Raw genomic sequence first — 22,997 nt, 5'->3', positions numbered from 1 at the left:
AAGAACCACGGAGCGGAACGTCTCTCCGGGCGATGACCTGCGAACAGGCTAATAATGCATTTTTATAATAAATAACTTTTGTTATCAAAATGATGAGAAGCCATTTTAACAAATCAATTCAAAGAAAACTCTCACGTAGATCGTGCAGATAAGTCAGACACTCCTCCCGTCCGGCTCGACAGCCTGTCTGTAACCACCATGCCCGGATTGCGGAAAGCAGCTCCCCCACACGTGGTCCGGGCGGTATGCCTTTCGCCAACAGATCACGGCCTGCGAGAGGAAAGACCGGCACGGGCAGGCTCTCGAGTTGGGAACGCAGGCGTTTCCAACGGGCTTCGTCATGATGGGTGGGATCAGTCGCAATCTGCTGCGCCTCCGCCAGCCAGATCTGCCCCAAAGCAACATCCCGAGAAGTTTCGGCCAGCACACGGGTGACATCCCCATCTGTAACCACACGGTCAGGCGTGGGAGGATCTGCCTGAAGAAACGCCAGAACGAGAGATGCATCGGCGCGTGAGAGACGGAGCCGCTCGCCGCAGTGTTTTGCTGCCTCCGGAGCGCAATCCGCTCCTGCAAGCAACGCGGCCAGTCGCAGGGAGTGATCTGCTGGACCGCCAGAGGTGATGAGTGCATTGAGACGCTGGATCGCGCCCGGCAACTGCCCGGACAGTTCAGGCAGACAGGCGGCCAGCACGCCGGTCTGATTCATCAGGTTCAGCGTTTCAGTAACGCGTGGACCGGTCAGGATACGGCGCAGTTCAGACCAGATCCGCTCTACCGAAAGCCGGTCGATCATTTCGATGCCGTGCGTGATGGCATCCAGAGTGTCCTGATCCGGCATTCCTGAACCGAAGCGCGCCTGAAAGCGGAAGAAGCGCAGGATACGAAGGGCGTCCTCCCGTATGCGTGTTGAGGCGTCGCCGACAAATCTGACCTGTCCGGCCTTCAGATCCTCCTGCCCCCCGAAATAATCATGAACATGCCCATCCCGGTCGCAGGACATGGCGTTGATGGTGAAATCGCGTCGCGCTGCGTCCTCTTCCCAACTCTGGGTCCAGGAAACATTCGCATGGCGGCCATCTGTCACATCGTCACGGCGCAGAGTGGTGATCTCATAGCCGCGATGGTCAATCACCGCCGTGACCGTGCCATGAGACAGCCCCGTGGGAACAGCGCCGATGCCCGCATCCCGCAGATGCTTCATCACCTCCTGCGGCGTTTCCGGAGTGCCTAAATCAAAATCGCTCGCGGGCATGCCGTTCAGCATGTCGCGCACAGCGCCACCGACCAGCCGTGCCTGAGGCAGCACCTGCCATATCTGATGGAGAGCCGGAAAATCCGGGAGCGTCTCAAGAGGAAGCCGCACGACTTTCGTCATCAGCAGTCGTCATCCTCATCGTTGCCTTCCCGACAGCCACGAGGCGCGAGAGCCAGTGGGAAAAACTCTCCCGCGCTCCAGACGCCCAGACAGGCCTGCCCTTCACAACAACCTGGTTCAGCCAGAGCCGCCAGTTCATACCAGACAGGACGTGAGATGCGGGCCTGCAATGGCAGTTCACCCTCCGCCTGTCGCACGGTGATGTAGGGTGGCGGCGCACTGTCGCACGCATCGAGCGGCACGTTCCATCGGGCCAGAATGGGATGATCCGGGCCCGCGGTGATAACCTGATCTATGTTGGTGCGGAAGCACAGACGCTGCTCCCGTCCCACGCCACACCATTCCAGCTGAACCGCTACGAACGGTACATCCTCGACCTCGATCGTCCCTTCCTCGACAGGAGTGCGAAGCCAGTAGGCGCCGTCTGCTGCACGGGAAAGGGCCGATGCGAAAAGGCAGACCATCGGCTTTCGTCTGATCGGGGAACCACGGTAAAGCCAGACTCCGTCGCGGCGGATGAGGAAAGGCAATCGACCGCACTGATGCGGCTTGCGGCCCTTCTGATCCTCGCCGGAGATCTGGCGGAGATCTCCCGATTTTTCGTCAAAAGCATCTGATGTCACGTTCAATTAACTCACATCTGTTTGCCTGCGCACCATACCGATATAGGGTTGCCCCCCGGCTTGATGTAAGCCCCGGACGTGTCAGACTGGACCTATGACGCCTGAAATGATGCCAAACCAGACCGTATTCCTTTCCCCCGAAACGGGCTCCTCTGGCGGCCCCGCCTTCCCGGACAGCGCCTCCGCAGCCCAGCAGGTCGACCTTGTCGCCCGCCGGTTACAGGATGTGCGGGCAGAAATCGGTCGGGTCATTTTTGGCCAGAAGGATGTTGTCGATCAGGCGCTCGTCAGCATTCTGTCTGGCGGTCACGCTCTGCTGGTTGGCGCTCCCGGCCTCGGCAAAACCTTGCTGGTCACGACGCTGGGCACGGTGCTGGGTCTGGATTCCCGGCGTGTGCAGTTCACGCCTGACCTGATGCCGTCCGACATTACCGGCAGTGAAATTCTTGACGAAGACGCCGCCGGTCATCGCAGCTTCCGCTTCGTGCCGGGACCGGTGTTCTGCCAGTTGCTGATGGCCGACGAAATCAATCGTGCCAGCCCGCGCACCCAGTCCGCCCTGTTGCAGGCCATGCAGGAGCATCGTGTCGCCATCGCCGGAACGGAATATGCGCTCCCACGCCCGTTCCACGTTCTGGCGACACAGAATCCGATCGATCAGGAAGGCACCTATCCGCTTCCTGAAGCCCAGCTCGATCGTTTCATGCTTCAGATCCAGTTGACCTTCCCGGACGCCGCCGACGAACGGGCCATGCTGCTGGCCACGACTGGTGTGCCGCAGGAAGCTCCGCAGCAGATCCTGTCCACCGAAGACGTGCTTTATGCGCAGGCGATGGTGCGGGCTCTGCCTGTCGGTGAGCGCATTGTGGACGCGATCCTGCGGCTCGTGCGCTCGGCGCGTCCCGAGACGACCGATGTGCAGACCGTGAAAGACTGCATCGCGTGGGGTCCGGGTCCACGTGCGGCACAGACCTTGATGCTGGCCACTCGCGCCCGCGCCCTGCTGGATGGACGTCTCTCGCCTGACCTTGATGACGTCGCCGCTCTTGCGCGTCCCGTTCTGGCGCATCGTATGGCGCTCAGCTTCTCGGCCAGAGCCGATTCGACCCGGATCGAAGATGTGATCGACGGGCTCGTCTCCCGTCTGGGTTGATCGTGGCGCAAGACACTCCTTCCTCCTCCGGCGGTTTTTTCTCCAGACTGGCGGACAAGCTACGCTCTGCTTCGCCTGCATCCCGAGGCGACGCCGATGCTCTCATCAGCGGCAGTCCTGCCGTGCTGGCCTCGGAAGCGGACAGGCTGGCGGCGACACTGTCATCGCTCGTGCCGGAAGCCGAACGGATCGCGGCGACAGTGGCGGCCGGCCTGCACGGTCAGAGACGCTCCGGTCCGGGGGAGACATTCTGGCAGTATCGCCCTGCGTTGCCCGGAGAGCCGGTTACACGCATTGACTGGCGGCAGTCGGCCCGCAGTCACAAGGCCTATGTGCGCGAAACGGAAGCTGAGCACGCCCAGACCATCTATCTCTGGTGTGATCTCAGCCCGTCGATGGTGTGGTCGTCCCAGCCGTCATCCCTGCCCCTGAAGCGTGACCGCGCCATTCTGCTACTGCTGGCGGCGGCGTCCCTGCTGGAACGGAGCGGAGAACGCGTGCGTCTTGTATCGCCTTACGGACCTGCCGATCTGCCGCCCGGTTCGGGCAGAATTGCAAGCCGGATCGCTCTGGCGCTTGCATCACTGGCCCAACAATCGGATGAGACGGCGCTGCTGAAAGGCACGGTTCTGCCTCCTCACTCGCAGCTTATCATCGCCAGCGATCTTCTTGCTCCGGATGAAGACGTGATGACGCTCTTTCGTCAGTTGTCGGGCAGCGGTGTCCGCGCTCACATTCTCCAGATCATCGATCCTGCCGAACGTGATCTGCCCTATGCAGGACGTGTCCATTTCGAAGGACTGGAAAACGAGCCGGACCTCATTCTCCCTGCCGTAGAGACCCTGCGTCCCGAGTATGACGCTATTTTTGCACGCAGGCAGGCTCGCCTCAGAACCATTGCCGAGGGCTGTCGTCATACATTTCAGCCCCATCAGACGGATACTTCTGCGGCGTCTGCTCTTCTGTCTCTGAGCGCTTCCCTGTCGGGTCATCGTGGGGGCGGACGTCCATGATCTTTCAGTTCCCAGCCCTGCTTGCCGGTCTCATCACTCTGCCGGCCATCTGGTGGCTGTTGCGCGCCCGTCCGCCTTCACCACGCATCCAGACTTTCCCACCGATAGCTCTGCTGGCGTCCCTGCATCCCAAACAGGATGACGCGGCGACACCCCCATTCTGGCTGCTTCTTCTACGTCTGGCCGCAGCGGCGCTGCTTATTCTAGGTCTGTCCGGCCCAGTCATTCCCGGCAGGCCTGTACCCCTGCCCGGCAACGGCACCCTGTTGCTTGTCATCGACAATGACATGATGACAGCGCCTGACTGGAACGAACGCAATGCTGCGGCGCATGCGCTTCTTGACGCGGCAGGTCGTGCTGGTCGCCCTGCTGTTCTTCTGACGACAGCGTCCGAAGAACGGGAAAACCCGGTGACATCCCATGCCCTTCCGGCGGAGCAGGTTGCTCTGGCGCTTGATGCACTACGCCCACTGCCCTGGGCTGCCGATCGTGCGCTTGCCGCCCGGCAACTGGAAAAAATGAAATCGGATGGTCTGTCCGCTGGAGCTGTCATCTATCTGTCGAACGGTCTTGCTTCTGCGGGCAAGGACGGCGGCGCTGCGGACCGGTCTTTCTCCACGGCCATGCAGGCGTTTGGCAACGTTCAGGAAGTCCGCTTTACGGGTAACGGAGCTTTTGTCCTCAGCCATGCGGCGGAAGAAGCACAGGATACCTCACCCGACAGTCTTTCAACCGCTGGCGTCATGGCGCAACTGGAGGCTTTGCCTGCCGATCTACCACGTCGGGTTCGCGTGAGAGCCCATAGCGAAGACGGTGGCACACTGGCGCTGGCCGATGTGACGCTGCCAGCCGGAGCCAGCAGCGCGCCGGTTTCGGTTTCCCTGCCGACGGTGATGCGTAATCGTGTTGATATGCTGACGATCGACGGCAACGCCAGTGCGCCGGGCACATTGCTGCTGGATGAAGGCGACAGACTGCGTCCCGTCGGGCTGATTGCGACCGGTAGCGGCGATACGCCTCTTGTTGGCAGCCTGTTCTACCTGCGGCGGGCACTGGCGCCGAACGCTGATCTGCACACTGGCAGCACAACCACGCTCCTCTCCCAGCCTCTGTCTGTTCTGATTGCGCCGGATGGCACTCTCGCCGATGCGGAGACGCAGCAGAAAGTCGCGGACTGGGTGAGAAAAGGCGGCACGCTGATCCGCTTTGCCGGTCGCACACTGGCCGGGCATGAAGACAGCGCCCAGAGCACGCCCGAGACATCTCGCACTGAAACGGCGGCCCACGCTGACCCGGAAAAGACGCTGCTTCCGGTGGCGCTGATGCCAACAGCGCGTCAGCTGGGCGGGGCCATGTCATGGGGCAGGCCACAGTCTCTGGCTGATTTCCCGACGGATTCGCCTTTCCATGGTCTTGCTGTTCCCAAGGATGTCACCGTTTCCCGGCAGATCCTTGCACAGCCAGCGACTGATCTTTCAGCCCACAGTTGGGCGCGGCTTGCTGACGGCACACCTCTCGTGACCCACGCCACGCTCGGCAAGGGAGAGATTGTGCTGTTTCACGTCACCCCGACGGCGGACTGGTCCAATCTTCCGCTCTCCGGCCTGTTCGTGTCCATGCTGACTCGTCTTGTCGAGCATGCCAGTGGAGTGGACATTCCCTCCGACAACAATGTGTTGCCTCCGGTCATGACGCTGGATGGAGAAGGCGTTCTCGGCTCGCCCTCTCCGCTGGCGCGGGGGCTGGCCTCCAGCAAGTTCGGCACCACGCCTGTCTCTCCGGAGCACCCTCCCGGTCTGTATGGCTCACGCGCCGCACGACGAGCGCTGAACGTAGGTGACACGCTTCACGCCCTGTCGCCACTGCCTCCGACAGGGGCAGTCACCAATCCCGCCGGGCATCGACCCGACAGACTGATGGGCCCGACATTGCTGGCCATTGCTCTTCTGCTTCTGGCTGGCGATGCGCTGGCGACGCTCTTTCTGCGCGGCTTCCTCTCCTTGTCCCGTGCGCGCAAAGTCCTTCATCTCTCCATCTTTGTGGGTCTTTCTTCCATGGCCCTCTCGTCTTCCGGATTTGCACAGGATGCGCCTGTCGCTCCTGAAGCCGCTCCGCCCGCCATGGCCAGCGTGCCGGGAGCGGCTCTGGAAACCCGACTGGCCTATGTCGTCACGGGCAACCCGGAAGTCGATGCTGTTTCTCAGGAAGGACTTCAGGGCCTTTCAGACTATGTGAACGCGCGCACCTCTGCGGTGATCGGACACCCGGACGGCGTGCATCCGGGTAAGGATGACCTCGCCTATTATCCGCTGCTTTACTGGCCGATCACGTCGGACGCGCATGCCGATCCTGCTGTGACCAGCGCCCTGACCACCTTCATCGCGCATGGCGGCATGATCATCATCGACACGCAGGGGGTGGATACTGCGAACTCTGGTGATAACGACACACTGGCAGGCGAGGCTCCGGGCAGTGCGGCGGCGCTCCGGCGCGTTACGGCCGGGCTGCCCATCCCTCCGCTCATGCATCTTGATGACCATCATGTGCTGAGCCACACATTCTATCTGCTGCATGACTTTCCGGGCCGTTACGCCGGGCAACCCGTCTGGGTCGCCCGTGACGGTGAAGCCGAAAACGATGATGTCAGTCCGGTGATCATCGGCAGCGCTGACTGGGCGCATGCCTGGGCCGTGGATCAGAATGGCGACACCCGCTTCGCAGTCCTTCCCGGCGGAGATGAACAGCGGCGCACGGCCTACCGGTTTGGTGTGAATGCCGTCATTTATGCGCTGACTGGCAACTACAAGGCGGATCAGGTCCACGTCCCCGCGATCCTCAAACGTCTGGGACAATGAGGGCGGCATGATCGATACCTTTACTCACAGCATCGCCTTCGCTCCCCTGCTGCCGCACTGGCTGCTGTTCACACTAGCCGGACTTCTGGTTGTCATCACGGCGATTGGTCTGCTGGTGCGTATGCGCGGCACTGTTCTTCGCGCGCTGGCCGGTGCTGTCGTTCTGTTATGGTTATCCGGTCCGCAATCGCTGAAGGAAACGCATCGGGAACTGCCTGAAACCGCTCTGGTCATCGTCGATCAGACGGCCTCCATGCAGGTGAAAAACCGTGCCGCCATCGCCCGTGCCGCTGCCCGTATTCTTGGCGAGCAAGGTTCGGGTGGACCGGGACTGCGTACAGTCACCGTTCGGGGCGAGCAGACTGGCGGCACGCGCCTGTTCGACGCGCTGTCGCAGGCCGCCGCTGATATTCCACCAGAGCAACTGGCCGGCGCGATCCTGATCACGGATGGCCAGACCCGCGATGCGCCCAAAGGTATCCCGGAGCGTCTGGCCCTACATGACAGTCAGGGTCATGCGGTTACCCTGCCATTGCATGTGCTGATGGCCGGACGAAGAGAAGAAACGGATCGGCGTCTCCGTATCCTTCAGGCTCCCCCTTACGCGATTGTTGGCAAATCCGCGCTTATCCGCGTTCAGGTTGATGATATGGGGCCGGGAACGCAACCCGGCACACCGGCTACCATCACACTGACCACTGACGGCAACCCGGCCCTGAGCGTTCCTGTCCGTACGGGTGAACCGCAGGATATTTCCCTGCCTGTGTCACATCCCGGCGAAACACTTGTGGGTCTGAACGTCTCGGCGCTTCCGGGGGAGGTTTCCACCCAGAACAATCAGGACATTCTGACCATTACCGGCGTGCGGGATCGGCTGCGCGTGCTGCTTGTCTCAGGCACGCCCAATCAGGGTGAACGTGTCTGGCGTCGTCTGCTGAAAGCCGATCCATCCGTCGATCTGGTTCACTTCACCATTCTGCGTCCGCCGGAAAAGGATGACGGAACGCCGCTATCCGATCTGGCGCTGATCGCATTCCCCGTCGAAGAGCTGTTCCAGAACAAGATTGGCCAGTTCGATCTCATCATTCTCGATGGTTTCGAGAACAGACACATTCTGCCACCTGTCTATCTGCGTAATATTGCCCGTTTCGTGCGCAAGGGCGGCGGCCTGTTCCTGATTGCAGGTCCAGAATTTACTGGTCCCAATTCACTACAGGATACGGCGGTTGGCGATGTGTTGCCCGCACACGTTCCGGCGTCTCCTCCTGATCTGGCTCCGACCGATGCCGCACCCGGCGTCACCATTCGCCGTTTCCGTCCTGAACTGACAGACGAAGGGCGACGTCACCCTGTGACCGCCGAGCTTCCGGGAGCCCCTGCGCCACACGCTTCGGCAAATGCGAACAAAGAAATCTCTAATGAATGGGGCCCCTGGTATCGGGCGCTACGTCCTGATGAGTCGCATGGACAGGTGTTGATGAGCGGTCCTGATGCGTCTCCGCTTCTGGTGCTGGATCATGTGGAAAATGGGCGCGTGGCCCTACTTCTTTCCGATCAGATCTGGCTCTGGTCACGCGGAGAGTTGGGGGGGGGGCCGCAGGCCGAGCTTTTGCGGCGCATTTCACACTGGCTGATGAAAGAGCCTGATCTGGAAGAAGAGCGGCTTGAAGCGCATATTTCCGAAGGTACTCTGACTGTCACGCGCCACAGTGTTTCCAACACGGCTTCGACGGATATTACGCTGACAGCGCCAGATGGAACGAAATCGACACTCTCTTTGCATGGCGCGGGTCCCGGTGTCGCCGTCGGACAGATGCCGGTGACACAATCTGGCATCTGGACAGCTGACGATGGCAATCATCGTGCCTTTGCTGCGCCTGTGAAAGCCAATCCGGAAGAATTCTCTGACTTGCGTCTGACAGCTGAAATCGTCGGTCCTGTCGCAGCGCGCACCGGCGGAACTGTTGCGTGGCTTGGCGATGACATTGCCAAGTTGAACGTTCCTCCTCTTCGTTACGGCACTTCGACTGATGCGCTGGGCTTTCCGCAGCGACATGCCCATATCCTGACAGGAACAAGCGCATCGCCATTGCTGCCGGCATGGGCCGCGCTTCTTGCGGTTGTTCTGCTACTTGGAACGGGCTGGTATCGGGAAGGACGGAGTTAATCCTTCAGGTAATTGGCCCATGCCTGAGGACTTCTGGTAATCTAACCTGTGAAAATTTCTGGGTTTTGATCGAAACACCAAAGCAGAAAGCCGACATCGCTTCCGTCCGTTATGTCGCAAGAGCAGAAGTTACAGGACGTTGTCAGTAACGTGCAAGGTAATTGAAATTGATTGCATATCTCTTACGAAATAGAGCTGCATTGTTTTCCAGCATTTGGAAAAACATTAATTTTCATCACGAGAAACGGACATATATCCGCATAGTCGGCTCCGACTATCTACCGATGTAATGCTCCATCCACTGCGAAGAGATATCCGTCAGAGTCCGAAGCAGCTTATGAAAGAAAGTCAGTTCTCGCGAGGGAGCGCGAACAAAGAGTCGGAAACCTTCACACCCTGCTTTACATCAGACAGCGCCACTCTTGTCTGTCGGCCCTGAGCATCAATGACGGTCCAGCCCTGCAAACTTAGCGGCTGCTCAGATAGCAGCATGATCAACGTTCCCTCACCCGGAGAGGCGGTACGAACGGCTGATATCTGAAGCGTACCATTTTGGCGCTGAAAGCTGGTGACGGTCACGTCACCCGAGAGTGAGACATGCTCACTGAGCAGCAACCCCAATGGGGTGCGCTCCAGCGGGATTTCCGTGGTCTGGTCAAGCTGTGTATCGCGAAAAACGACCTTGCCATCATTTGCAACCAGCAAGAGTGGGCTTGGCTTGTCATACTCGAACCGCATCCGCCCTGGTCGAGCCAGCCAGACAGTGCCGGTCGTACGCTGGCCATCCGGCGCAACCTGTTCGAAACGCCCCTTCATGGTGGTGACGGCGTTCATGGTGTCCTGAACGCGGGCGACCCACCCCTGATCGACAGGCGAGAGTGCGGTCTGTGCATGAGCCGCACCAGACAATGACGTCGAAGAGGCCATGACCATGCCGCCAGCCAGAAAAACAGCTCGCAGCAGAGTGGTGCTTTTCTGTCGAAACAGCATGGTCCAGAGCCTCTTCATTCCACCAGTTGCCGGTCAGCGCCCGGTCATGATCCGTTCGATAAGCTGCTTCACCGTAGGAACGAAGCCATTCGAATAGAACGGATCCGTCGCAAAGCGCCAGGCGTTGGTGCCACCAAACATCAGGTTGTGGTCAGCAATTTCAGCCTGATCCGGCCCTTCAGCGTGCGAGATCGTCTGAAGGGTTTTCTGAATGCAGAATGACCGGGGATCGGCCCTGCGTCCGTTACTGTATTCCGGCGGACGCTGACTCCAGTTGGAGAAGCGACATTCCGACAGACAGCCCATGCAGGCCACCTGATCAGCCAGAATTTCCTTTGCGCGCTCGGGCGTCACGAAAATCAGGGTCGAATCCGGTGTACGCATGGCTTCCGTGAAGCCCGCTGCTTCCCAGCCCTTGATGTGCAGCAGATCGGCTTCCGTCACAAAGACTTCGCGCTTGCGAGCGCCGATACCATACCGGGCCACCAGTTCACCCAGCGGTTCAGAGGAATAGGCGACCTGCCGCTCCGAACGCTCACGCAGTTCCTGCATGAAGCTGTTGTTCACGGCGGAAGAGTAAAATCCGGTCGGTGAAAAGCGATTGAGGTAAACATCGCCTTTCTTCAGGGTCAGCAACCGTGATTTCCAGGCGTCCGGAATGGGGCTTTCCTGCGTGAGCAGAGGCCGTGTGCCAAACTGGAAAACAATCGGTCCCAGTTCAGGATTGTCGATCCAGTCCTGCCATTCCTCAAGCCACCACACACCGCCCGCCATGATGATGGGTGTGTCACCCAGCCCGAACGTCCGCATCAGCTTCCGCAATGCGAGCACGCGAGGATACGGGTCTTCCGGCATCAGCGGGTTTTCTGTGTTGGACAGGCCGTTATGCCCCCCTGCCCGCCACGGATCTTCATAGACCACGCCACCAAGAAGTTCGGCAGCCTTGCTGTAGGCCCGCTTCCACAGTGCGTTGAACGCCCGTGCTGACGAGACGATCGGGTAATAGTGAACGCCAAACTTCGCGGCTATTTCGGACAGGCGATAGGGCATGCCCGCGCCACAGGTCAGACCGTGAATCAAGCCTTTGGCGCCTTCCATGACGCCTTCGATCACCCGTTCCGAGCCACCCATTTCCCAAAGAATATTGGCGTGGATGCGACCTTTGCCGCCTGAACGCTCGTGCGCGATTTTCGCCTGGGCAATGCCACCCTTGATGGCATAGTCGATCAGTTCTTCCTGACGCTCCCTGCGCGTGCGTCCCTTGTAGATCTGGGGAACGACATTGCCGTTCTCATCATAGCTATCCGCGTTGACGACAGAGATCGTGCCAGCACCGCCAGCAGCGGCCCAGGCTCCGGCGGATTCACCCGTCGAAACGGAAACACCTTTTCCACCCTCAACGAGAGGCAGGACTTCAGCGCCCCCCAACCTAACTGCGTTAATAGACTTCATGCTGTTCCGTCATCGTCCCTGTTCGTGCCGCAAACATGGGCGCTCTTAACCCGATGCCGCTTCAGGCGCCATAGAGAAACGGGCGTTACGACCGGAGAGTCGCAACGCCCGCCCCCAGTTCAGACCTTGAGAGGTCTCAGTCTTCGCGACGTGGTGCGCGTGCAGGCTTCTCGCCAACGTCCGCTGTGATATCGGCACCCGTGGCCTGATCTACAACCCTCATCGAGAGCTTCACCTTGCCGCGATCATCGAAGCCGATGACCTTTACCTTCACAGCGTCGCCCTGCTTCACCACGTCCGTGGTGCGGGCCACGCGGCCCTGCGCCAGCTCGGAGATGTGAACCAGACCGTCCTTGGCGCCAAGGAAGTTAACAAATGCGCCAAAGTCAGCCGTTTTCACAACCTTGCCATCATAGATACGACCAACTTCCGGCTCGGCCACGATGCCGTTGATACGGGCAATCGCCTTCTGAGCCTGCTCGTCGGACGATGCCGCAATGGTGATCGTGCCATCATCACCGATATCGACCTTCGCACCGGAATATTCGACGATCTCACGAATGACCTTGCCACCCGTTCCGATCACATCGCGGATCTTCTCCTTGGGCACGCTCATCGTGGTGATCTTCGGCGCCGTGGAGGACACGCCTGCACGGCCTTCCGTCAGCGCCTTGGACATCTCGCCCAGAATGTGGAGACGACCGCCACGGGCCTGCTCCAGAGCGATTTCCATGATCTCCGGCGTGATGGATGTGATCTTGATGTCCATCTGCAATGCGGTGATACCGGCTTCGGTTCCCGCTACCTTGAAGTCCATGTCGCCGAGGTGATCCTCGTCACCAAGGATATCGGACAGCACGGCGTAGCCGCTGTCTTCCTTGATGAGACCCATCGCAATACCAGCGACCGGACGCTTCAGCGGAACGCCAGCATCCATCAGGGCGAGAGAGGAACCGCAGACCGTCGCCATGGAAGACGAACCGTTGCTTTCCGTGATCTCGGACACAACACGCATTGTGTACGGGAACTCGGCCTTCGTCGGCAGCAGCGGATGGATGGCGCGCCATGCCAGCTTGCCATGACCGATCTCACGACGACCCGGCGAACCCGTGCGACCACACTCACCGACCGAGAACGGAGGGAAGTTGTAGTGCAGCAGGAAGTTGGTGCGGTATTCGCCTTCGAGCGCATCGATGACCTGCTCGTCCTGGCCCGTGCCAAGCGTCGCAATCACCAGCGCCTGCGTCTCACCACGTGTGAAGAGAGCGGAACCGTGGGCACGCGGCAGGATGCCGACTTCGGAGACGATCGGACGAACCGTGACGAGGTCACGACCGTCGATGCGCAGACCCGTATTGAGGATCGCGTTACGCACGATGTCAGCCTCAAGGTCCTTCAGCATCGGCTTGGCAGCCTCAGCATCCAGATCGGCAGCCGTCAGCTTCTCGATGACTGTCTTCTTGGCCTCAGCAATTTTCTCATAACGAGCCTGCTTGGCCTTCTCCTTGTAAGCTGCGGTGAGCAGCTTGCGGCCCAGCGTGTCGACCTTCTTGCGAAGAGCGATGGCTTCCTTGCTCGGACCTTCCATCTCCCACGGTGCTTTCGCAGCGTGCTCGGCAAGCGCGATGATCGCATCAATGACCGGCTGGAACGCCTTGTGACCGAAGTTCACAGCGCCAAGCATGACGGCTTCGGATAGCTCGCTGGCTTCCGACTCCACCATCAGCACGCCTTCCGATGTGCCGGCGACGACGAGGTCCAGATCGGACTCCTTGGTCTCGTCAATGGTCGGGTTCAGCACATATTCGCCGTTGGTATAACCGACGCGGCAGCCGGCAACCGGACCAAAGAACGGGATACCGGACAGGGTCAGCGCTGCCGATGCACCGATCAGAGCCGGAATGGCCGGATCGTTTTCCATGTCATGGCTGAGGACCGTCGTGATGACCTGAACCTCGTTGCGGAACCCTTCCGGGAACAGCGGACGGATCGGGCGGTCAATCAGACGGGAGTTGAGTGTTTCGGCCTCGGACGGACGGCCTTCACGCTTGAAGAAACCACCCGGGATCTTGCCGGCAGCGTAGGCTTTTTCCTGATAATTGACGGTCAGCGGGAAGAAATCCTGTCCCGGCTTGACGGTCTTGGCGCCCACGGCCGTACACAGGACAACGGTCTCGCCATAGGTGACGACAACAGCGCCGTCTGCCTGACGGGCGATCTTGCCGGTCTCAAGGATCAGCGGGCGACCGCCCCATTCAATTTCTTTACGGAAATAATTGAACATTCTTACTTCAAACCTTTCGGCCATCCCCAGCGACAGCCCCGGTCCGGGCCTGACAGCGGCCCTGTGATTCCCGGGGTTTGAGAAACCGGATGCAGACAGCGTCTCGGACGGCATGGTGGCTGACGAAAACGTCAGAACGCCATGTGGCCTGAAACGCCGTGGCCAGCCCGGCCTCCGCGCGTACGGAACAGCGCAGCTTCACGTCCGGACCATCCGGACGCAAAAAACCCGAGGCTCCAAAAATGGAACCCCGGGCGAACCTTTACAGGATTATCGGCGCAGGGAAAACAGCAGATTGCCTACCATTCCACCTTTTGCCTGACCCTGTGATCAGCGACGCAGACCCAGACGACCGATCAGCGTCTCGTAACGCTGCTGGCTCTTGCGCTTCAGGTAGTCGAGCAGGCCGCGACGGTTACCAACCATCACCAGCAGACCACGACGGGAATGGAAGTCCTTCGCGTGGGTCTTCAGGTGCTCGGTCAGGTTGTTGATACGCTCCGTGAGGATCGCAACCTGAACTTCCGGCGAACCTGTGTCGGTCGGGGTTGTGCGGTATTCTTCAATCAGCGCCGTGCGGCGTTCTGCGGTAATCGACATCGTCGTCTCCCAATCTCAAAGCAAACGAACAGGCTTGAGCCACCCTTCTTCAAGGCGTCCCAGACCCAAAACCACTTCCCCGTCCATCATGCGGACCACATCATCCGGACCCGTTTCCGGGATACGGTCGACGAAATCCATCAGGCCAAGAGCCTGTCCATGTCGGATAAGCGCCGCTTCATCAGGCATCAGGGCCACCGCCGGGATGTCGGCCAGCGCGGTCGATACCGGAAGAAGCAGCTCCGGCGAAGCGGGGCCTTCTTCGGCGCTCTCGGTGATTTTGTCCAGTGAAATCGCATCGGCCTCGGTGAAGGGACCGACCCGCAACCGGCGCAGAACGGCAATATGCCCCACTGTTCCACAGGCCAGCGCCACATCGCGGGCCAGCGAACGCATATAGACACCCTTGCCGGATTCAACTTCAAACACGGCATGATCGGCATCAGGACGATCAATCAGCACGAAACGGTCGATACGGGCGGGACGGGGCGGCAGTTCCGGCGGACGACCGTCGCGCGCCATGTCATAGGCCCGCTCGCCCGCGACTTTCAACGCGGAGAACACGGGAGGCACCTGCATGATGTCACCCGTCAGGTCGGCTGCCGCCTGTCGCAGCTGCTCGTCTGTCGGACGCACATCGGATGTCGCCGTGACATTGCCATCGGCGTCATCGCTGTCGCGCGCCTCACCCAGCTTAAGGGTGAAGTGATACCGCTTGGTGCCATCCATAATGTAGGGGACAGTCTTGGTCGCAGCACCCATGGCGATAGGCAGAAGACCCGTTGCGAGAGGATCAAGCGTGCCGCCGTGACCGACTTTCTGGGCATTGAAGGCGCGCTTGAGAATGCTGACCACTGCTGTCGATGTCATGCCGGTTGGTTTGTCGATAACCAGCCATCCATCCAGAGGCCGCCCCTTGCGAACACGGTTACGCGCCATTCCTGCATCTCCCGATTGTCCCGTGACCGGACAAATCGGCCCCGGAAAGGCGCGGGTCTAGCCGAGCACAGCCCAGACCGCAACGCCTGCACGGCCTGTATCAGGCCACCGGGAGTCAGGTGGACTGCGGAACAGCGAAGCAGGCCACGGAATGCGTGTGGAGGATACGACAGGCCGTTGTCGCATCCTGCGCGGCAAATCCGACCAGACGGGCCCGATAGAGGGACTTGGCTGTTGGCGAGACTCTCGTGACCACAGGACTGGCGTCACCTTTTCTGCCAATAATGGCCTGCGCCTGCGCCAGAGCCACTCTCGCATCAGACCCCGATGAGAAAGCGCCCACCTGCACGGCCCAACCGCCACCACTCGAAGCGGGCCGCGTATAAGCCACCGGTGTCAGACGATAGGCCGGAGCGGCTCGCGCTGAAGCAGGCTCGAGATAACTGGCCAACCCCGCTGGCAATGCCTGCTGACTTGCCGCGACAGGGGGAGCCGAAGCCACTTCCACAGCGGGCTGAGGCGGAGCGAGCGGCGCGACTGGTACTGGTGCTACAGGATCAGCATGCGGCACATCCCGATCGACCAGACAGTTCGACGGGTCGTAGGCGGCGTCTACATTTCGCAGGCAGCCGTCAGACGTACGGGCAACCGGACCCGTTACGGCTGTGTTCTGAGCAACCGTGTTCTGGGCGACCGTATAGGCTGGCACAGTTCGCGCACTCGCCACCATGACCGGCGAGGCTGTCGTCGTCACAGCAGGAACGGCGTCGCCCAGATTCGGGCTGATGGAGGCGACATAATTGACCGTTTCATCCGGCAGTGAGCCGCCTGTTTCAAGATACTGCTCCAGACGACCCGGTCCGGCGTTATAGGCAGCAAGAAAACCCGGCGAGCCGAATTTATTGTAAAGCTGACGGATATAGCCGGTGCCCGCCATGATGTTGTCGTGCGGTTCGTAAGGATCATTGCCCAGCCCGAACTCCGCCGCCAGCTCCGACCATGTAGCGGGCATGAGCTGCATCAGACCCATTGCGCCTGAGCCTGAACGGGTCAGATGACCATTCTGATATTCGTGACCGCCCGATTCCTGATGCATGACAGCCCGAACCCACTGTTCGGGAACTGTGAAGCGATTGGCTGCCTCGCGGATATACGGCCCCCAGGGATCACTGGCCGGACCGGGAGGAGTATAATCTCCCTGCCCCCATTGCGATGGACTGCCGCCCGGTCGTGAGCTGCCGCTGCATGCCGCCAGACCAAGCAAGAGCCCCAGCGTCATGGACCGAAAGATTACAGTCTGCCCCCGACTCATCACGAGCCCCCTTGAAAGAATGGACGCATCCCAACATTACACTTGTGTATGCCAATGGAAAATTAAGGCGAAAATGAGACGAACCGGTCGGCGGCGATCCAGGGAACGTCTTTTCCTTGGTTGACGCATACTGTCTGAGCTGGCATGTGGCCTGCCCTTAGATTGCGTGCGGGTCTTCAGGTCGCACCATATACCGTCGGGGATTCGCGTCCCCTGCCACGAATACAATTCGACAGGTTTCATATGGCCCAGCCCGAACTCGGTTCCAAACGCGTCTGCGTCTCGTGTGGCGCGCGTTTCTATGACCTCACCAAAGATCCCGCTGTTTGCCCGAAATGCGGGACTGAGCAGCCGGCTGAAGTTCCTCGTCTCAAGCGTACAGGCGAGATCGTCCCTGCTACTCCGGTAAAGGCTCCGAAGACGAAGACGGACGAGGATGATGTTGATGATGATCTCGACATCGTAGCGGACGATGATGACGATGATGATGATGTCATCGAGGATACGTCTGACCTGGATGACGATGCCGACGACATCAGCTCCGACATTGATGTCCCGTCCGAGAAAGACGAACACGACTCCTGAAGTCACAACAGAACGGGGCCTGCCCTATGCGGCAGCGCCCTGTTTTCCTGAATAAATCTGTTTAGCTTACTGAAGATTGCAGCCGCGTCTCATCTCAGGCCGCGTGCGTGCTACCGGACAGGCCCGGTTAAAGCCTCAGCCCACACAATTGAATCGCATAGGCAGATTAAAAACCCGCCGTTTTCAGTCGCGCTCTATGGTGCATTGAAGCGGATGCTGGTTCTGTCTTGCCAGATCCATGACGAGGGACACCTTGCTTTCGGCAACCTCGTACGTGAAGACGCCGCAGACTCCCACGCCCTTCTTGTGCACATGCAGCATGATATTGGTGGCTTCATCGCGATTTTTGTTAAAAAACCGCTCCAGTACATGCACGACGAATTCCATGGGCGTGTAGTCGTCATTCAGCATGAGGACCTTGTACATCGACGGCTTTCTGGTCTTGGGAACAGTCCTGACCAGAACGCCGATATCCGATGTGTTGTCTTCTGAATTCTCCGTCATGAAACTCACTCGGCTGCTCCGCGGCGACATTTTCCTTGGCTCTTCCTGACAGAGAAGGCTGGGCTGCCACGCTTATCGTGCTTCTCTAAACCGCCCGACTGCGCAAGGAAACAAAAAATCAGGAACCGGACCAGCGGAACCCTTTCTGATGGTCAGTCTGCGTTGTGCACAGAGTGACCCTGTCACCCTGCCGCCAATTTTCTTAAAAAGTTGTTGCCCGCAAACGTCCGGACGGCTTTGCTTTTTCCGAAATATTAGTAACTTTACCTCTAGACGATGGATTCGGCACTGCTAAGCTCTTGTCCAAACACCCATCAGGATTGTTGTGCGCTCCGCCATGAAAAAGAACTGTGGATTCCCGGCCTGTTTCTCCGAAATGAATGACGGATCCGCTCGTTCCAAGGCAAAAAACTTCCTCTCTAAAATCAATAACTTATCGACAGTCAGACGCGCACCCCAAAAAGGACTCGCAGCCACACTCGTTCTCTCATCCCTTTTCGCCGTCGATTCTGCCCGCGCCCAGTATGTCGGACATGTGAGCGCGTTCATCGAAGACGCACGCAGCGGCACAGTGCTGGCGCAAATTAATCCTGACCTTCAGCGTTACCCTGCCAGCCTCACAAAGCTGATGACCCTTTACATGGCGTTTCAGGCGCTGCGTAACGGCCAGATCTCTCTGGATCAGGCCGTTCCGGTTTCCGTGAGAGCCGCCACCCGCGAACCGTCCAAACTCGGACTCGTGCCGGGCTCCTACATCACAGTGGAGCAGGCCATTCTCGGGCTTGTCACCAAGTCGGCCAATGACGCGGCCTGTGCGCTTGGTGAACTGGTCGGCGGTGATGAAGTGCGTTTCGCCGCCATGATGACGGCGCAGGCCCATGCGCTTGGCATGACCTCCACAACCTTCCGCAATGCGTCAGGCCTTCCCGATCCGGATCAGGTCACGACCGCACGGGATCTGGCCACCCTCGGACGTCGTCTGATTTCAGATTTTCCCGAGGACTACCACTACTTCTCCACCCCCGTTTTCTATTTTCACGGGCATGAAATTCCGAACCACAACCCGATGCTCCGGTTTTATCCGGGTGCTGACGGCATGAAGACCGGTTACACTGCGCAGGCAGGTCTCAATCTCGTAGCCTCCGCCATTCGCGAGAATGTGCGGCTGGTCGGTGTTGTCATGGGCGCGTCCTCCAATGCCGAGCGCACCCGCACAATGGCTGACCTGATGGATCAGGGATTTCAGGATGAGGGCGTCGCGCCTGTCGAAAGAAGAGCAATCGCTCCCCGGCCGCTTGTCATTGCCCGCGGCACCAGCGCTGCATCCCGGCGACATCAACTGCGTCTCTATGCAGCCAGTGGTTTAGGCAAAAAGCAGCCGCTTCAGGTTGCTGAGGCACCGCGTGGTGGTCGCCTCAAGAAGCTCGGCATCATTCATTTTGTGGTGGCGCGCTCACCCATTACGAAGCGCGCCAAGAGCAGCGAGGCTTCCCGTTCGCTCCACAGCGCAACCAAACCCGCGCATCGTTCCAAGACCTGAGCAAACTTTTTCGATGTTGCTCACAATCAGGTCGGCATCAACTCGCCGACCTGATGAATGGCCTCAACGCGACAGAACAATCGCTCGGGTAATGCCCGCCAGATCGGCACAAAGCTCCACAACCGATAGACCGGCTTTATGGGCGATATTCGCCACATCGTCCTCCTGACCGATCCCAAACTCCAGAATGGCCAGTCCCTCCGGTTGCAGCAACTCCGTCAGTCTGGGAATGATCTGGCGGTAAGCGTCCAGCCCGTCGTCACCACCATCAAGAGCAGCGCCCGGCTCATACGCCACCACGTCTTTCATCAGGCCGGGAATATCGTCCTTCGGAATATAAGGTGGATTGGAGAGAACCACATCGAAACGGGTATTCAGTGGATCACTCCAGTCAGCCACCACAAAATCCGCTCGTGACGCCAGATCGTTCAGCTTCGCGTTTTTCCGTGCCTGTCTCGCTGTTCTTTCGGCACGGTCCACCCCTATTCCGACAGCCTGAGGGTATTCACTCAGTGCCGCCAGCAGCAGGCAGCCACTTCCCGTCCCAAGATCCAGCACCGATATCACGGAGTGACGGTCTGGGCGATTCCGAAGAAGCGCTTCCACAAGCGTCTCCGTATCGCCACGCGGGATCAGCGTGTCTGGCGTGACTTCCAGATCAAGCGTCCAGAAGCCCTTCCTGCCGCTGAGATAGGCCATCGGCTCACCCGCACCGCGACGCCGCACGAAATCGGAAAACAGTTCTGTCTCGGGCATGATTTCGTCGGCATGTGTCAGTTGCCAACTGACTTCCCTGCCGTAGGCCAGTTCGAACAGCAGCCGGGCTTCCCTGCGGGCCTGCTCGATCCCGCGTTCATCAAGATACGCTGCCGCCCGCCTGATCAAGGCCCCTGCCCGGCTATCGTCTGCAGGCGTCATAACGTATTATAAAGCTGTTTCATGACATCGGTTTTTGCACATATCGCCGGTTGATGGCGAGCATCTCACTACCGGAGAGAGACAGTTTCTCATGACTGCACGCACTCTTTCGGGCTTTTCTCGCCCTTACGCCTATCGCTCATTGAAGGCCGCCTGCCTGCTGGCCACGATGATTACTCTGACAGGTGGTTCGGCCTGGGCCACGCAGTTTGTTGTTGAAGACGGCAAGGCAACACAGGAAGTCTCCGAAACTTCGCGGCTTTATATTGATGGTGAACTGGTGGCGACTATGGTGCTGGATGAAAAAACACCCCAACGTCGCGCCGTCGTTAATGTTCCGGACAAGCCATCCTACACCTACGCGCTTTGCGGTGAGATTGTTGTGCGGAACGCCGAAGGAAAGGCCGAGACGCATCTCGTCACCAGTCAGGGCACGCTTTACGATCCGAGCGGGCATGTCTTTCAGGCGATGGGCGCACAGAACTTCACGGATTTCTATCTGATCGACCCATCTTCGCCCGCTACCGCCCGGCATGAGCCGGGTCGCAAGGGCGCGTGCACGGTCGCGACAAGCTGAACCGCCCGCAGGATTTGCAGGCAACGCTGAACATTCCGGGACATGGTCAGGTGAGAAACATTCGAGGCTCCGAGCAACAGGAGCCTCTTCTTTTGTGCTCGGCATCTGATCGTCATCGGCTCACAGGATGCCGACAAAGGGGCTTTCCAGACGTAAATCTTATCTTTTTCACATCTGCCATATCGAAAGAATATACATCAACTCTCCCGGAGCACTGCCTTTCTTCCGTTTGGCGCTCTATGGTGGGCGGGATAGGAAAACAACAACTTTCAAGGCCCTTTCAGAATGTCGTCTCTCCAGAATAGCCCTGAACTCATTTCCACCCTGAAAACCATTGTCGGTCACGCGCACGTCATGACTGGCGACGCCTCCACTTACCGCTTCACGCATGGTTTTCGCTTTGGGGCTGGCAAGGTGCTCGCTGTCGTTCAGCCGGGCTCGCTTGTGGAACTCTGGCGCGTGGCGAAAGCCTGCACCGATGACGGCAAGATCATCATCATGCAGGCCGCCAACACGGGTCTGACGGGCGGCTCGACACCGGACGGTAACGATTATGACCGCGATATCGTGCTCATCAGCACACTGCGCCTGGATCGTTCACATCTGATTGGCGGCGGCAAACAGGTCGTGTGCCTGCCGGGTGCCACACTTTACGAACTGGAAGCCAAGCTGGCGGCAATCGGACGTGAACCTCATTCGGTGATCGGTTCGTCCTGTATCGGCGCGTCAGTTCTTGGTGGCGTCAGCAACAACTCTGGCGGTGCGCTTGTGCAGCGTGGACCGGCCTACACCGAAATGGCGATTTTCGGTCAGGTTGGAGAGGACGGACAGCTTCGCCTCGTCAACCATCTGGGCATCCAGCTTGGCAATGACCCGGAAGCCATGCTCCGCAAGCTGGAAGAGGGCAGCTTTTCCGAAGCCGATATCGACTGGAACACCGGACGTGGCCATGACGGCAACTATATCACTCATGTTCGTGAAATCGACGCCGACACCCCTGCCCGCTTCAACGCCGACCCGCACCGCTGGCACGAGGCCGCCGGCAGCGCGGGCAAGCTGGTCACCTTCGCCGTGCGTCTCGACACGTTTCCGGCCGAGAAAAATACCAGCGTTTTCTATATCGGCACCAACAGCACCGATGAACTGGAAGACCTGCGTCGCCATCTGCTGACGGGTTTCGATACTCTGCCGATCGCCGGTGAATACATTCACCGCGATGCTTTCAACATTGCTGAAAAATACGGCAAGGATACGTTTGCGGTCATCCGTTACTGCGGCACAAAAGTGCTGCCGACCATGTTCGCCCTGAAGTCCCGCTTCGATATCTACGCCAAAAAACTTGGCTTCCTGCCTGAACATTTCAGTGACCGGGTCATGCAGACCCTGAGCACCCTTCTGCCCCAGCAGCTTCCACAGCGAATGTTGAACTACCGTGACCGGTTCGAGCATCACCTGATGCTGAAAGTATCAGCCGAACTGACCGGCCCCGTGCAGGCTTATCTGACGGAATTCTTCGGCAAGGCGACAGGCGAGTTTTTCAAATGCACTGACGATGAAGGCAAGCGCGCCTTCCTGCATCGCTTCGCCGCCGCCGGTGCCGCCATCCGTTATCGCGCCGTTCACCCCCGCGAGGCGCAGGATATTGTCGCGCTGGACGTTGCCCTGCGTCGCAATGACCGGAAATGGTTCGAGACGCTGCCGAAGGAGATTGAGGACAAGCTGATCGTCAAACTCTATTACGGCCATTTCCTGTGCCATGTGATGCATCAGGATTACGTCGTGAAAAAGGGTTATGACGCCATGGAAGTTGAACATTCCATGCTGCCCGGTCTTGATGCCCGTGGTGCGAAATACCCAGCCGAGCATAATGTCGGCCACCTCTATCAGGCACCGCAGGAAATGCTGGACCACTACCGCTCGCTCGATCCGTGCAACTGCATGAATCCGGGGATCGGCAAGGCGACGAAACGGAAAAACTGGGTGGCGGAGAGCGTTTGAGGCTGGTGGAATGTAATGGGGCGAGAGCGTCAGCTTTCGCCCACACATTCCAGCCATTCGGACGGCCTTATATGGCCCTTCAAGGGCAGTCTCATCCTCTCTTGAAACT

The 22,997-nt window shown here is 59.2% G+C and carries 18 protein-coding genes; 8 read left to right on the top strand and 10 right to left on the bottom strand.

What is annotated here, in order from left to right; translation table 11 throughout:
• Positions 1-118: 118 nt before the first annotated feature.
• Positions 119-1,378 carry a CCA tRNA nucleotidyltransferase gene (locus EMQ_RS00160; protein WP_010667820.1) on the bottom strand — a complete coding sequence of 420 codons (1,260 nt, stop codon included), beginning with the start codon at positions 1,376-1,378 and terminating at the stop codon, positions 119-121.
• Positions 1,378-2,007, bottom strand: a complete 630-nt coding sequence (locus tag EMQ_RS00155) for a DUF1285 domain-containing protein (protein WP_010667819.1) — start codon at positions 2,005-2,007, stop codon at positions 1,378-1,380. The genes EMQ_RS00160 and EMQ_RS00155 overlap by 1 nt, the downstream gene beginning before the upstream one ends.
• 103 nt (positions 2,008-2,110) lie before the next feature.
• Between EMQ_RS00155 and EMQ_RS00150 the strand changes: the two genes are divergently transcribed.
• The 4 genes from EMQ_RS00150 to EMQ_RS00135 are packed head-to-tail and all read left to right on the top strand — an operon-like array spanning position 2,111 to position 9,189.
• On the top strand, positions 2,111-3,154 hold the full coding sequence (locus EMQ_RS00150; RefSeq protein ID WP_373278056.1) for an AAA family ATPase: 1,044 nt from the start codon (positions 2,111-2,113) through the stop codon (positions 3,152-3,154).
• A gap of 2 nt (positions 3,155-3,156) precedes the next feature.
• Positions 3,157-4,167 (top strand): DUF58 domain-containing protein, encoded by a 1,011-nt coding sequence (locus EMQ_RS00145; RefSeq protein WP_231367894.1) that lies wholly within the window; start codon positions 3,157-3,159, stop codon positions 4,165-4,167.
• The gene (locus tag EMQ_RS00140) at positions 4,164-7,022 is read left to right on the top strand and encodes a DUF4159 domain-containing protein (protein ID WP_018307672.1); all 2,859 of its coding nucleotides are present in this window, start codon (positions 4,164-4,166) and stop codon (positions 7,020-7,022) included. Before EMQ_RS00145 ends, EMQ_RS00140 begins: the two co-directional genes overlap by 4 nt.
• A 7-nt stretch (positions 7,023-7,029) precedes the next feature.
• The gene (locus EMQ_RS00135) at positions 7,030-9,189 is read left to right on the top strand and encodes a hypothetical protein (RefSeq protein WP_018307673.1); all 2,160 of its coding nucleotides are present in this window, start codon (positions 7,030-7,032) and stop codon (positions 9,187-9,189) included.
• Positions 9,190-9,537: 348 nt separating this feature from the next.
• Here the strand turns inward: EMQ_RS00135 and EMQ_RS00130 are convergent, their stop codons facing one another.
• From EMQ_RS00130 to EMQ_RS00105, 6 genes are all read right to left on the bottom strand, one after another.
• Complete coding sequence (locus EMQ_RS00130) at positions 9,538-10,179, bottom strand: LolA family protein (RefSeq protein ID WP_010667718.1); 642 nt, start codon at positions 10,177-10,179, stop codon at positions 9,538-9,540.
• 33 nt (positions 10,180-10,212) lie between these two features.
• The gene (locus EMQ_RS00125) at positions 10,213-11,631 is read right to left on the bottom strand and encodes an NAD(P)H-dependent flavin oxidoreductase (RefSeq protein ID WP_010667717.1); all 1,419 of its coding nucleotides are present in this window, start codon (positions 11,629-11,631) and stop codon (positions 10,213-10,215) included.
• A gap of 136 nt (positions 11,632-11,767) precedes the next feature.
• Positions 11,768-13,915, bottom strand: a complete 2,148-nt coding sequence (pnp, locus tag EMQ_RS00120) for a polyribonucleotide nucleotidyltransferase (protein WP_026199929.1) — start codon at positions 13,913-13,915, stop codon at positions 11,768-11,770.
• Positions 13,916-14,245: 330 nt separating this feature from the next.
• Entirely contained in the window at positions 14,246-14,515 is a 270-nt protein-coding gene (rpsO, locus tag EMQ_RS00115) for a 30S ribosomal protein S15 (RefSeq protein ID WP_010667834.1), read from the bottom strand.
• A gap of 15 nt (positions 14,516-14,530) precedes the next feature.
• The gene (truB, locus tag EMQ_RS00110) at positions 14,531-15,454 is read right to left on the bottom strand and encodes a tRNA pseudouridine(55) synthase TruB (protein WP_010667833.1); all 924 of its coding nucleotides are present in this window, start codon (positions 15,452-15,454) and stop codon (positions 14,531-14,533) included.
• Positions 15,455-15,569: 115 nt separating this feature from the next.
• Positions 15,570-16,766 (bottom strand): transglycosylase SLT domain-containing protein, encoded by a 1,197-nt coding sequence (locus tag EMQ_RS00105; protein ID WP_231367895.1) that lies wholly within the window; start codon positions 16,764-16,766, stop codon positions 15,570-15,572.
• A gap of 243 nt (positions 16,767-17,009) precedes the next feature.
• On the opposite strand from EMQ_RS00105, the gene EMQ_RS00100 reads away from it, so the two are divergent.
• Positions 17,010-17,351 carry an FYDLN acid domain-containing protein gene (locus EMQ_RS00100; protein WP_010667831.1) on the top strand — a complete coding sequence of 114 codons (342 nt, stop codon included), beginning with the start codon at positions 17,010-17,012 and terminating at the stop codon, positions 17,349-17,351.
• A 183-nt stretch (positions 17,352-17,534) separates the two neighbouring features.
• Here EMQ_RS00100 and clpS read toward each other — a convergent pair whose 3' ends face one another.
• Positions 17,535-17,855: an ATP-dependent Clp protease adapter ClpS gene (clpS, locus tag EMQ_RS00095; RefSeq protein WP_231367896.1), complete on the bottom strand. Its 321-nt coding sequence runs from the start codon at positions 17,853-17,855 to the stop codon at positions 17,535-17,537.
• 376 nt (positions 17,856-18,231) lie between these two features.
• Here clpS and EMQ_RS00090 point away from each other — a divergent pair, with 376 nt between their 5' ends.
• Positions 18,232-19,395 carry a D-alanyl-D-alanine carboxypeptidase family protein gene (locus tag EMQ_RS00090; RefSeq protein ID WP_373278051.1) on the top strand — a complete coding sequence of 388 codons (1,164 nt, stop codon included), beginning with the start codon at positions 18,232-18,234 and terminating at the stop codon, positions 19,393-19,395.
• A 63-nt stretch (positions 19,396-19,458) separates the two neighbouring features.
• On the opposite strand, the gene prmC is transcribed toward EMQ_RS00090, so the two are convergent.
• Positions 19,459-20,313 carry a peptide chain release factor N(5)-glutamine methyltransferase gene (gene prmC / locus EMQ_RS00085; RefSeq protein ID WP_010666786.1) on the bottom strand — a complete coding sequence of 285 codons (855 nt, stop codon included), beginning with the start codon at positions 20,311-20,313 and terminating at the stop codon, positions 19,459-19,461.
• Positions 20,314-20,404: 91 nt separating this feature from the next.
• Here prmC and EMQ_RS00080 point away from each other — a divergent pair, with 91 nt between their 5' ends.
• Positions 20,405-20,890, top strand: a complete 486-nt coding sequence (locus tag EMQ_RS00080) for a hypothetical protein (RefSeq protein ID WP_010666785.1) — start codon at positions 20,405-20,407, stop codon at positions 20,888-20,890.
• A gap of 285 nt (positions 20,891-21,175) precedes the next feature.
• Positions 21,176-22,888, top strand: coding sequence for a D-lactate dehydrogenase (gene dld / locus EMQ_RS00075; protein ID WP_010666784.1), 1,713 nt, complete (start codon positions 21,176-21,178; stop codon positions 22,886-22,888).
• The last annotated feature ends 109 nt before the right edge of the window (positions 22,889-22,997 follow it).

The organism is Acetobacter aceti NBRC 14818, assembly GCF_000193495.2.
GTDB classification, from domain to species: Bacteria; Pseudomonadota; Alphaproteobacteria; order Acetobacterales; family Acetobacteraceae; genus Acetobacter; species Acetobacter aceti.
The sequence above is the reverse complement of the archived record's forward strand: the minus strand, read 5'-3'. Positions and strand labels throughout refer to the sequence as shown.